The sequence below is a fragment of the Halostella pelagica genome (assembly GCF_004762015.1).
GTDB lineage: Archaea > Halobacteriota > Halobacteria > Halobacteriales > Natronoarchaeaceae > Halostella > Halostella pelagica.
The window spans coordinates 733,011-744,525 of the sequence record NZ_SJES01000002.1 but is presented as its reverse complement, the minus strand read 5'-3'; the positions used below and the strand labels follow the sequence as shown (position 1 = coordinate 744,525).

Annotated in this window: 11 protein-coding genes; 7 read left to right on the top strand and 4 right to left on the bottom strand. The window is 53.6% G+C overall.

Annotated features, from left to right (window positions below):
• Positions 1 to 119: integrase core domain-containing protein (locus tag EYW42_RS08110; RefSeq protein WP_161972926.1), on the top strand; the 119-nt coding region annotated here is incomplete at its 5' end.
• Here the strand turns inward: EYW42_RS08110 and EYW42_RS08105 are convergent.
• Positions 111 to 725 (bottom strand): hypothetical protein, encoded by a 615-nt coding sequence (locus EYW42_RS08105; RefSeq protein ID WP_135534740.1) that lies wholly within the window; start codon positions 723 to 725, stop codon positions 111 to 113. The genes EYW42_RS08110 and EYW42_RS08105 overlap by 9 nt on opposite strands.
• 137 nt (positions 726 to 862) lie before the next feature.
• Here EYW42_RS08105 and EYW42_RS08100 point away from each other — a divergent pair, with 137 nt between their 5' ends.
• Both EYW42_RS08100 and EYW42_RS08095 read left to right on the top strand, forming a co-directional pair.
• Positions 863 to 1,396, top strand: a complete 534-nt coding sequence (locus tag EYW42_RS08100) for a hypothetical protein (protein ID WP_135534739.1) — start codon at positions 863 to 865, stop codon at positions 1,394 to 1,396.
• The gene (locus EYW42_RS08095) at positions 1,393 to 2,325 is read left to right on the top strand and encodes a tyrosine-type recombinase/integrase (RefSeq protein WP_135534738.1); all 933 of its coding nucleotides are present in this window, start codon (positions 1,393 to 1,395) and stop codon (positions 2,323 to 2,325) included. The genes EYW42_RS08100 and EYW42_RS08095 overlap by 4 nt, the downstream gene beginning before the upstream one ends.
• A 352-nt stretch (positions 2,326 to 2,677) precedes the next feature.
• On the opposite strand, the gene EYW42_RS08090 is transcribed toward EYW42_RS08095, so the two are convergent.
• Positions 2,678 to 3,061, bottom strand: a complete 384-nt coding sequence (locus tag EYW42_RS08090) for a zinc ribbon domain-containing protein (protein ID WP_161972925.1) — start codon at positions 3,059 to 3,061, stop codon at positions 2,678 to 2,680.
• Positions 3,062 to 3,643: 582 nt separating this feature from the next.
• On the opposite strand from EYW42_RS08090, the gene EYW42_RS08085 reads away from it, so the two are divergent.
• Entirely contained in the window at positions 3,644 to 5,212 is a 1,569-nt protein-coding gene (locus EYW42_RS08085) for a hypothetical protein (protein WP_135534736.1), read from the top strand.
• Positions 5,213 to 5,539: 327 nt separating this feature from the next.
• Entirely contained in the window at positions 5,540 to 5,911 is a 372-nt protein-coding gene (locus EYW42_RS08080; RefSeq protein ID WP_135534735.1) for a hypothetical protein, read from the top strand.
• Between the two features lie 162 nt (positions 5,912 to 6,073).
• On the opposite strand, the gene EYW42_RS08075 is transcribed toward EYW42_RS08080, so the two are convergent.
• Complete coding sequence (locus EYW42_RS08075; protein ID WP_135534734.1) at positions 6,074 to 6,649, bottom strand: hypothetical protein; 576 nt, start codon at positions 6,647 to 6,649, stop codon at positions 6,074 to 6,076.
• A gap of 218 nt (positions 6,650 to 6,867) precedes the next feature.
• Here EYW42_RS08075 and EYW42_RS08070 point away from each other — a divergent pair, with 218 nt between their 5' ends.
• Entirely contained in the window at positions 6,868 to 7,245 is a 378-nt protein-coding gene (locus EYW42_RS08070) for a hypothetical protein (RefSeq protein ID WP_135534733.1), read from the top strand.
• Positions 7,246 to 7,450: 205 nt separating this feature from the next.
• On the opposite strand, the gene EYW42_RS20100 is transcribed toward EYW42_RS08070, so the two are convergent.
• On the bottom strand, positions 7,451 to 7,987 hold the full coding sequence (locus EYW42_RS20100) for a hypothetical protein (RefSeq protein ID WP_259371284.1): 537 nt from the start codon (positions 7,985 to 7,987) through the stop codon (positions 7,451 to 7,453).
• Between the two features lie 170 nt (positions 7,988 to 8,157).
• On the opposite strand from EYW42_RS20100, the gene EYW42_RS08060 reads away from it, so the two are divergent.
• Complete coding sequence (locus EYW42_RS08060; RefSeq protein ID WP_135534731.1) at positions 8,158 to 11,082, top strand: N-6 DNA methylase; 2,925 nt, start codon at positions 8,158 to 8,160, stop codon at positions 11,080 to 11,082.
• Positions 11,083 to 11,515: the final 433 nt, after the last annotated feature.

Here is an 11,515-nt window from a genome sequence, read left to right as displayed (position 1 = left end):
CGTGGGTCGGCAGTCGGGCGAGCGTCAGAGAGTGGCTTGAACAGTTCGTACACTATTATAACACGCAGCGACCGCACCAGTCACTCAACGGACAGACGCCAGCAGAGGTGCTAAACTAGACAGTGCCACATGAACGGATATGCGTATAAACTGTTCCCGAGCTCATCCATGACTTTCCTCATATGATAACTCCACATCCCATCATGGTCGGAGCCCCCATCCTTCTTATCAGAGAACTTTGAGCGCATCAATGCACTCGTCGCTTTGTATATTGAATAGTAAGACATCGTAATCCTCCATTCTGCTATCCTCATACGGTCTCGGGCATCCCCGGCAACTGGGTCGTTTAATGCGAACTCATCACGCCAAGCGTTACTGATATTTTTCATCGCTTTGGCGGGCTGAGCGCCTGCTTCTTTATCTGAAAAGAATCGGTTCAATTCCTGTTCGTTCTTCTGAGCGTTTGCTACGACATGGTAGAGTGCATGATTCTGAACGTCTGTGAGGTTGCTACCCCATGTGTCATAGCTGTGATTTACCTTGTTGAGATTTAATCCCCACTTCTCCCTTATCGCTGGACTCTGGTCGTCGCCAACCCAAATACCGCCTTCGGCATAATCATGCTTGTCAAACTCGTACGTTTCGTAGAAACTCCCGTTTATACGACGGAACAACCGTGCAACCGGAGCCCCCTCTCGCATGAAGCCCGAAGGTGTCTGGCTCATAGAATGCTTGTCACCGGATGAGACTTTCACTCTTCTCTTTCACTATTCGGTGTTGGTGTTCATTCAGTCGTCACATCCGTCGTTGCTATCCATACGCCTAGGTGATTCCAGCCGCAATCATATGTTGTGAGACACGAATGAGTGATGAAGAGCCACAGCAGACCGATTGGGAGACCGAGGTCGGCTTGTCCGAGGAGACAACCTACGTCGCCATCTACCCGAGTCGTAAACACGCCGAGGAATGGATAGAGGAAGCTGAGGAGCAAGGCTATGGCAGTCGATCGCAATACCTGTACGAACTGATACAAGAGGCCCGCGCCGCCCGCCAAGAGGGGTTCCTTGCGTACAGTCAAAACGAATCGAAAGTAGAGGAGCTTCAACTACAAGTTGAGCAGTTGCAGGACGAACTCGAAGACGCTCGGAACTCCGAACCCGGTGAAATCGATATCGAACACGAGGAGTTCGTTACCGCGTTCCTCACCGACCGCTACCAGGAGTTCGAAACTATCCTCAAGGAGGTCACGGGAAGCGGGGTCCTCACGGGCATCGTCAAGGATGCTGTCGAGGAGCAACTGTTCGACCTCGCGGAAGAGAACAAGGTCGAGTACAAGCAGGGATACGGCTGGCGACTCGCTCACGACGACGCTGACGCGGAGGTGGTCGAGGCATGACGGGCAGTTCCCGCGAGAAGATCTACGAGAACGAGCACGACGCGGTCAACGACTTCATCCAACGTAAGGAAGCCATGGGTCGTAGTCGGAGGACGCTCAACGCCTACTCCCGAACCTTGAAATCATTCTTCCACGAGGAGTTCCCCGACCTCGCACCCGAAGACGTCACGCCGGAACATATCGAGGACTACGTCAGCACGCTTGCCGCCCGCGACCTCTCGCAGAACACGAAGCGTAGATACCTCGAATCGCTCTCCTCGTTCTACGGGTGGACGATGAAGCGCCCGCGGTTCGAGAACATCACGGGGAACCCGGCGGCAGTCGTCCTCGAAGAAATCCCGCAGAAGTACCGAGAGCGTCCCGACTGTGCGACGTGGGAGAACGCTAAGCAAATCGTTCACAACGTCGCTGACCCTCGGAACAAGGCGATTACTGTCATTCTCGCCAAGACCGGCTGCCGGATTCGGGAGGCACTCGAAATCGAACAGGACGACCTGATGCTCGACGATGGCTTCATTCGCCTCCGTGAGCGTAAGGGCGGGAGTCAGACGGTCGTCCCTGTTGACGAGGAGGTGAAGCACGCCATCAAGCGGTATCGACTCGTCCGCCCCGACAACGACTCTGAGTATCTGTTCCTGAGCGTGCGGGGTAGCCGCGTGCAGTCGACGCAGGTGCAGCGGGCCGTTCGGGATGCTGCGGTCAGAGCAGGCGTGATGGACGACGGTGAGACACGCTTTCACCGCAAATTTACGCCTCACACGTTCCGCACGGTGTTCACGACTCGAATGCGCAATAACGAGATGCCTGACCACATATTGCAGTACATCAGAGGTGACAGCAATAACCGAACGATGGACGTGTATACTCGTGTCTCGCGGGATGAGGCGAGGCAGTCGTATCTTGAGTGTATCGAGTCACTCGACCTCTAGCCTCCCCCTCGTGGAGCAATACGGGGAGACGCGAAGAGACTCGCTCGTCTGACGGTCGACGGCATGAGGCCCTGTGTTCCTTCGGACATCTACTGAAACTCGAGAGACGACCAATTGTCTGCGGTCTAAGGGGACGGTGCATCTGACGGGACGAACCTTCTACAAAATTCTGCGTGATGTGCTTCACCTGTATTCGTTCGTCTGTAACATCCACACTCGTCACTATGCCTGCGTTCGAGTCTCTGACAAGACGCGCAACGCTCTCCCTTTTCGTGACCCCGGCCCCTACGATGTAACAGATGGAACCTGACCTGCAAGAGGAGGAGTCTGCTTTGTCTCTCCGGTGAGGAAGTTATCCGTTCTTGATGAACCCGAGTACGTTGTCGCTGACGTGCAGGAATCCCCACAGCGGTAGTCCGACGACGAGCACCCCGAACCAGTAGATGGAGAGGGCTATGTCCAGAGGATGCGGGAGTGCAGTGATGGGCAGGCCCACTGCGTTGAGCCCGATGGCGAGCAGGAACGAGACGAACCCGAGGAGGTTCAGGGAACCAACGGCGCGACGAGGTGACTGGAACGGGCCACGAGGATAATCCCGCGAGTCGCCATCCGTCGAGGTCACGTCGGCGGTCGTCTCGGGTTCGTAGTCATCTCCAACTGCGGTACCACACTCGGGACAGTACGAGGTCTCATTATCAAGCTCTGCACCGCATTGTTGGCAGTATCGGTCTGGCACGACGCTACGCACGGAGAAGATGCTGGTAGGTGTGGTGGAGGATTTTCTATTCCGAATCAGACTGAATCCCCTGAGATAGAGATTCTCCTGTTCTTTGTGGGACTGGCTGAGCCACTAGTCCGAGTCGTTGCCTCCACGTTCACTTCACGGACACGGGAGCAGCTTGCGTCGTCTGACGATGGACGGAATAATCTGTGTGTTCCATCCTCTCGTCTCTACTATCGCTTAGACTGCAAGTGTCTTTGTTTAGAACAGGTATCATATATTTAACAACGAGTGGGAAGACGGGTGTTTGAGAAGAAACCGTTGTTAGACTCTTTCAACGGAGTCAATCACTACTCATCTATTGGTACAGCATACAGCCAAAAAAGCTAGCTACTTGCGTAGCTAGTAAAAAACCCGATTCGACCCGGTGTTGATGGAGGTGAGATTAAGCTTGCTAATGACTACCGTGTCAACCCTTCGTCCTAAATACGGGGTCATTATTGGCTCGTACGTGTAATCCGGGGTGGTCACTCACTTCCGAGCGTGGAGCCTCGATGGTCAGTTGGGCTACGAGCGGTTCGTTGGAAGGCTTCATACATGGTGTCGAAAATGGCTAAAACCCAATCCTACGACGGACGAGATGCACAGGAAGAGAAAGCAAAGACGGTTGGGCCGATTTACGAAAGCCCAGGAGGATGGCCCCGTGACCTCCCCGCGAATGTGCTTTCATTGGAGTTCTCGAATTATTCTGATGACGAACTCGGAGAGCGGTACGAATCGTCACGCAGGGAGTACTCGACAGCTGAAATCAATCGGGCCCGAGGTCGGGGACCCGAGAGTCGTGAACAAAAGCTCGCTCGCAGGTACGAGCGTGTCAAGAAGAGTTCCAAAGAGGCGACTTCGGCAGCAACGAGCGCCGCGAACAGTTCGTCTGGAATCAATGGCTCAGACGGCGAAAGCGCCCGGAATTCAAGCAAGTCTCCCGAACTGACGACGAAGCCCTCTCTCACGGGCTACGACTTGAAGGAGGTCATCCGCGACGAGTTCAACGAGGAGGGCTGGACGGTGATGAAGCCGCTCTTGGCAACCCATGCGACGCTCCTCCTCGACGATATCGAATCCTCCCGAGCGATAATGGTCGAGGGTCAGTCGGGTGTGGGGAAGACCATGCTGCTCAAGACGTTCGGAGGGCTCAACGAGCAGTTCTGTCGTCGTTCAGATATCACGCCTGCCTCATTCGTGAGCGCAGGGCCTTCAAAATCTGCGGGCGGTTCGACTAATACCGACCTACTCCCGCAACTTGAAGGACGGACTCTCGCCGTCCGCGACGCCCAGACATTATTTGGAGGCAGCGAACAGACGATTCGGAGTCGGTGGGGAACGATGGCCCGGATAATGGACGGTGATGGCTACTTTCGTCAGACCGCGACCCACGGGAAAGCCGGATACGATGATATCCGATTCAATTTCATCGGCGCAACAACGCCTCTTAGCCCGCGAGCGTGGAAGATGATGGGCAACGTCGGGCAGCGCCTTCTCTTCATTGAGTGGCCCGAGGAGGAGTATAATGATGGGTGGCTAACATCCGTGGTTGACGGAGGTGAACGGCGACCCATTGAACGTGGCCAAGATGCTGTCCAAGAATTCCTGCATGGCCTCTGGGAGTTCCACGGCGGCTCATCAAGCGTTACATGGGATGACGAGCGTCCGAACGAAGTCATGGAGCTGATTGAATATCTCGCCAAAGTCGTCATCTACGCTCGCGCTTCAATCACGAATGGAGAATCACAACGCGAGGCCCCCAAGCGAATCGGGCAGCTCCTCCACGACCTCGCCCGAGGTCACGCGCTCATCCACGGTCGTACCCATCTTGAACTCGAAGACGTCGAAGTGTGTGGACGAGTCGCCCTGAGTACCATGCCGTCGAAGCGTCGGGGTATCGTCCGGGCACTCCTAAACCCGAACAGGGACGCTCCTCTCACCGCCAGCGATGTGGAGACGATTCTGGACGTGAGCCGGCCGACCGCCCGTGACCGTATTGACGATGTGGTGGCTCTCGGCTTCGGTGAAGTCGTTGAGGCAACCGGACGTGGTGGGACCACGAAGGCGGTCGAGGTAAACTCGGAGTTCCGCTGGCCTGGCGGAGTCCCGTTCCCCGAGTTCTAGCGGCTCACGGCTCTGTATTTTCTCGACACCAGTCTCGTGAAGCTGAAAATATTTTCAGAGTACCTGCGTTTGACGCGCCGGAATCGCCAATCGGCCAGTCTGCAACCTCGAATGTAGGGCTTAGTCGTCACAGGTACGTGTTGGTCGAGGATTCTTTCAGCTTCACATCTACCGGTGTCGTAGTTCGGAACCTTACGATATAGACCGAAATCAGTCGTGGCTGACTCACACGGTCGAGCCTACAATCCACTACGGGAAAATTCGCCAACAAAAATATCAGATATTTGAGTAAAGTACTTCTGTGCTGGTCACATATCCCGACTCAGAATGAGCTTGGAATTGTATGAGCGGTTTGCGCGGCAGTCATCCGTCGAGTCCTGCAAGGAAGATGGCGATGTGCTGGGAGCGTATCGCCCGATGGTTGTTGACCGTCTGTTGAGGCATCTAGAGCGGATTGCGGATAGTGGCGATATCGACGGGTGGCTGGATTACGTTGACCCGGAGCTCACGTACGATGAAAACAAGGCCAAGCTGAAACGGGAGGCCAGGGCCGAAGGACACGGCACGCCATTCAATTCCGACAGAGAAGCGTACGTCTCAAAAATGCTGGCCAAACAGGAGGAGTATGAACAGAGGATGAAAGAGGAACGAGATAGACAACGAGCTCGAGAGGAAATGTTCAGAAATTCGATGCGCTAAGTCGCGAATCGGGTTAACCGAAGAAGCTTGGCGTCGCTGCGGTTCCTCGCTCGTTACGATGCATCCCTCGGGCCGCTCCCTCGCCTCCGCTTCTCGTGCGAGTCTCTTCGGGCTGCAATGAGAGACAGCCGTTCGCTAATCCAATTCGGTTAACTTCCGGTTTTAGAATTGAGTGCTCTCCAAGGCAACTAAAGCGCGGTCAACATCTCGCAAACTCAGGTTAGTCTGATTAGCGATATCACGGCAGACTTTCAGATATTCATCATACTCTTCAATATTTGGCGTAGATTGCCCATCCCAGAGCCCTTGCCGAATAAGAGACAAGATCGCGGGTTTTGTCATTACACTGAATTCATCCGGACGCCAAAACATGAGGAGAGCAGTGGCAGTATTGATGCCGAGCCCGTCTTGATTATACAAGCGTTTTACTCGGTCAGCCGCACTACTCATGTTAGACGAAAATGCTTGGCTCGTCGCCATTTTCACCTGGTAATTTTGGATACTACCAAATTGACTTTCCCATAGTCCGGCTCTAACCCATTTGATTACAGATTTGAAATCACTAGTAGTAGTCACACATCCATCTGACTGAAATTTTTGAGGAAGGTTATTGAGTAAATATTCCTCTTCTTTCCAATAGGAATCGATACCTGCCTTCTGAGTATTTCTGGGCTTCCACCGTTCAGTAGTGTTTTTGTACTGGTCACGAGCTTGATTCAGAGTTTGTGCTGAGAACATACTTCAAGACGGGTTTCCCTTAGGTCAGTTGTCTGGTGAACCACTAATAAAGTATCGGGAAGAAGTGGAGCAATGGTGGTCAACGAGGTCTGTGAATCCTCGAGCGAGATGAATGAAGGATTGCTGGCGATTAAATACTGTCAGGAAAAATACTACTACACATGGACGACCCCGAACGCCCTGGTCCCGATGCCGGCGCCTCGGAGATAGCGGAGTGAATGGAGAATGATTTCGGGCGAGCCGTGGCTGACGGAGTCGAGAACGCGAGCGGTGAAGACGAGCAGGAGGTCGTTGAGGTCGAGATACTCAATCACGAGCGGGGTGAGGTCGTCGGGACGATAGACACGGACGGGAATCTCGACACGGAGAGCGAGGCGCTCAGAAACGTCTCGCAGGAGTATCTCAACGAGGGCATTCCCGTACTGGTCCCCACGACCTACGAGAACGAGGACGGTGAGACGGTTCACGCCGACGCCGAGGTGATCGTTGAACCGGGAACCACGGGATTCGTTCGGGCAATCGTTGACGAACTCCCGAGTCCGTTCGACGGTGACCCGGAGGCACTTGCCGACCTACCGGCTCACGACATAGAATAGGACTAATCGCACACTGTGCCCTTCTATTCCGAAAATCGAAATTCGCAGGCATTAGAGACTCCCGTTTTCAGAGCAACACCTGTTTTTCGCCTAGTTCCTCGTCTCGTCAAGAGACGTGCGTCTACACGTGTCGAAGTGCAATCCGATGTATCCCTCAGACCCTCGCCTCAAAACCGTGTCTCGTCGAAGTCTCTCGGTCTATCCGTTAGTCAAAGGTGAGGAAGTCCGTCAATTCATCCTGAAACGCTGCAAACGTCTGCTCGACTGCATCAAGGTTCGGGCTTCCCGTAACCACAACACGACCAGAGGCGAAGAGTAGAACGACGCTGTCTGCTCCGGGTGGTCGGTAAATCAATCCGGGGAACTGATCAGGCTCGTATTCCGTACGCCCCAACCCGAGCGCTACCGCCGCAGCAAGGTTCACACTCGATCCTAGCTCTGCTGTAGCGACGAGATACTTCACCATAATCGACACCGAGATGGTTTCTCGGTCAATGTCGACCCCTACGCTGTCGAGCACTTGCGACAGCCACTCGACGATATTTAGCACCTCCTGCCATGATTCTGCCCCGGCAATCGTGTAGGACCCCGAACGAAACACCATCGCGACCGGTGTTCCGGGATTCTTCGACAAGTACAGGCGTCCCGGCTGCACGGTCTTTACAACGTCAAGGTCGGTTGCCAACGCCTTAACGTCAATCTCACCAGTACCGAGTGTTCCGGGGGCGACGATATTGACAATTTGCAGGTCTCGATAGTCGCTTCAGTCTGTACCGACTGGCGTTGGCATGTATTCAGGGAGAGTGATCGATGTACAAAAGCCTCGTTGAGTCTCAGTAATTCGCCGTTGCGGGGCGGAGTTTTGGAGGGGAAAACCAGATACTTATGCAAGATGCGCTGTAGAGTCGGACTATGTCAGAGACTCCGAAGGAACAGAAGTTCCACAGTCTTCTCTACTCGGCTCTTTATCGGTATGTCGAAAATAACGACACAAAGTTCTCTGAAGTCTCTATCGAGAAGGACGTTGAGGGGCGCCGAGCAGACATCTACCTCGAAAGTAATCTTACGGGTAGTCTCGTTATCGAGGTCAAGCGCGACGTCATCTCGCCGTACGACAAAGAGGTAATCAAGCAGGCACGTGACTACACGCGAGACATCGGCGCTGACTTCTTCGCCACCTGCAACAGTAACGACTTCTACCTCTTCAATTACGACGGTCAAATCGACCTGCAGAACGTCCCGTACAATTACGCGAACCTCCGGTCAATAAACCTCTCAGACGAAGAACTCGACGGGTTCGTCCCGCACCTCCTTGCCGGCGTCGATCACCTTTACCAGCGCGGAGAACTCCCGGAGCAGGAAAAGAAAGAACAGGTTGTTGGCCTGCTTCGAACGTTCCACTCGACAATCTGGCCAGCATACAAGGAACTCGCCGAACAGAAATACGAAAGCAATGAGAAATTCATCAACCTGTTCGAGGACTGGGTTCGCGAAAATGACTTCACGGCTCTCGATACCGACGAGCAGTTAGAAACTGCAGCGAAGCAGTACGCGTACCTGTTAACGAACAAGATTCTGTTCTACGAAGTTGTCCGGGAGCAAACACCAGAACCCATTGAACCAAGTGACGGGAACAAACTCGATTCACTCGTCGGTGTCTCTAAGCTCGACTTCCTCGATGAACACATTCGTCGGCGATTCGAGGAGATCATCGAGAAAATCGACTATGAACCTATCTTCAGGAACAGTGATTTGTTCGAGCAGTTTCCGAACAACAGGAAGACACTGCAGAACATTCAGTCTCTGGCTGAGAACATTGAGCAGCGCAAAATATCCGGAGTCGACGAAGACCTGCTCGGTGACATCTTCGAGGAGCTCATCCCAGAAAGTGAACGGAAAAAACTCGGGCAATACTACACGCCGCCGACAATCGCTGACGCCGTCTCGAAATGGGTTCTTGACGCACCAACGGAAGATGGGATCCCTGAAGTTCTCGACCCCGCATCCGGAAGTGGCACCTTCCCTGTGGAGGTGTACACCGAGCTGAAACACGATTACATAGACTCTTCACATCAAGAGATTCTGGATGCGATTACGGCAGTTGACATTAACAAGTTCCCACTGCACCTCACGGCGCTTAATCTAGCGAGTCAGAATATTGAGGAGAAAATCGATACACTGCACGCCTATCACGCATCGTTCTTCGATATCGAACCAGATTCGACGATGCTGTCTTCAGCTCGCCTTGACAATCGCGACACTGGAGAGGTCGGGTATTTCGATGGTGTTGTTGGGAATCCACCGTACATTCGGAATAAGAATATCCCGAATAAGGAGGCGTTCCGAACGCACCTTTCGCGGTTCGGTCCGGAGAACCAGTCACCATATCTCACCGGGTCGAAGAAACTGAGTAAGAAATCCGATGCATACGTGTACTTCGTTACACACGCTACGCAATTCCTCAGAGACGGTGGGCGGCTCGGATTCGTTATCCCACCGAAGTGGATGACTGTCCGATACGGGATGGATTTCCAGCAGTTCCTGTTCGACCACTACCGCATTCACGCCGTAGTGTCGTTCGCCGAGCGAGCGTTCGAAGACGCGTTCGTTGATACATGCCTTCTGCTTATCGAGCGGTGTGAGGACGAGGAGACGCGTCGAGAGACGACGACGCGATTCATTCGCGTACAGGACCAAATGGAGCCAGTTGACTTGTACGACACTGTGACATACGGGATGACGCTGGACGAAGAACCAATCGACGTTCGGACACGACCCAACTACCGAGCACTCGGGGTGCGGCAGGCGTATCTTGAGGATACTGGTCCGAAGAAAATCGGGCACTATCTGAACGCGCCGCTGAAACTCATTAATCTGATTGAACGTGATGATTTCGTTCCGGTTAATGAGTTCGTTGATGTGTCGTATGGGCAGAAGACCGGGGCGAATCGGTGGTTCCTACTTGATCAAGATGAGGCCCACCGTCGCGGTATCGAAGACCGGTTCCTGAGCCCGGTAGTGAAATCCATCAAAGGGATGGATTCAGAGGTTTTCGACAGTGGTGAAGTAGATAAGTACATTATCGACGTACATGACTACGTCGAGGAAGTCGAGCGAGAGGTTGGGGAGTTCGGTGAGGATACCCGCTTAGAGGAGGACGTGAAAGCGGCGTTGAAACGCGACGGGTACACCGGATTACTGCAATACATTAAGGAAGGGGAGAATAACGGTGAGCATGAAGGAAGCACGTGTGCAGCTCGCCCGGTGTGGTTCGATCTCGGTGAGCAAGTCGCACCGGAACTCTTCCACCCAGTATTCTTCAAATGGCGGTTGTTCACCGTCGTCAACCGTGCTGGGGCGCTCACCACAAATGCTGTGCAGTGCGTTCAGGTAAAACCGGAATATGACTCGAAAGTCATGATCGGGTTGATGAACTCTAGCCTATACGCTGCTGCTGTCGAGTGCTGGGGACGCGTCGAAGGGAACGGTGTGCTGCAACTATTGACGTACGAAACCAAGACTGTCCCGGTACCCAACATTCGGAATTTCGATGAGGAGGCGTGTGAGATGATCCGAGAGGCAACAGACGCGTTACTAGCTGGTGAAGAAGATGCGAACAAACGTCTTAACGAAGCTGTCCTTGAAGCCGTCGGAATTGAAGATATCACAGCAGAGGAACTTGAAGAGATTCGGCAGGTAATGACGCATCAGCGGTTGGAAGGAGAGTTTGAGTCGGAAGTGATGCTTCGTGATCTCGACGCTGCAACGGAGTGGTCAGCAGAGTATTTCGGTGAGGAAAATGAGGGCGGGGCTAGCACGTTAGACGACTTCTCGTAATTCTTCTTTTTGTCCAGAGAATTTCTCTGTTGGATTTCTCTCACTCAACCAACTGGTTAGACAAGCCCGTCAAGCGGGTCGGCCATTTCTTTCAGCCGCTGATCAAACCCTCGTTCCCACTCCTGCATCGCATCAGCCTACTCCTGTCGAGCAGATTTAGATTCATCAATGAGTTCTTCATAAATTTCGTGATCTATGTGATGTCTCAGAGTGTACTCTATTCGCCTTTTGATTACGACTGTCCTCTCTCAGAGGGGAGTAAACGCAATTCTATGACGTTCGTTCACTTCTCTTCGCAACTGTATGGATAGAAAGCTGGCCTCGGCACTCATAGGGTTCGTCACCGCTGGGTGCCACCCCGACTCGGTCCGGTGCCCTCGTCATCGGCCGGGCGGACATACGGCCCTGCGCGTTATCACGGTTCCGACGAGGC

Excerpts from the sequence above, each read along its gene's own strand:
- EYW42_RS08080 (WP_135534735.1), top strand. The coding sequence starts at position 5,540 with ATGAGCTTGGAATTGTATGAGCGGTTTGCGCGGCAGTCATCCGTCGAG.
- EYW42_RS08075 (WP_135534734.1), bottom strand. The coding sequence starts at position 6,649 with ATGTTCTCAGCACAAACTCTGAATCAAGCTCGTGACCAGTACAAAAAC.
- EYW42_RS08105 (WP_135534740.1), bottom strand. The coding sequence starts at position 725 with ATGAGCCAGACACCTTCGGGCTTCATGCGAGAGGGGGCTCCGGTTGCA.
- EYW42_RS08095 (WP_135534738.1), top strand. The coding sequence starts at position 1,393 with ATGACGGGCAGTTCCCGCGAGAAGATCTACGAGAACGAGCACGACGCG.
- EYW42_RS08070 (WP_135534733.1), top strand. The coding sequence starts at position 6,868 with ATGGAGAATGATTTCGGGCGAGCCGTGGCTGACGGAGTCGAGAACGCG.
- EYW42_RS08100 (WP_135534739.1), top strand. The coding sequence starts at position 863 with ATGAGTGATGAAGAGCCACAGCAGACCGATTGGGAGACCGAGGTCGGC.
- EYW42_RS08085 (WP_135534736.1), top strand. The coding sequence starts at position 3,644 with ATGGTGTCGAAAATGGCTAAAACCCAATCCTACGACGGACGAGATGCA.
- EYW42_RS08060 (WP_135534731.1), top strand. The coding sequence starts at position 8,158 with ATGTCAGAGACTCCGAAGGAACAGAAGTTCCACAGTCTTCTCTACTCG.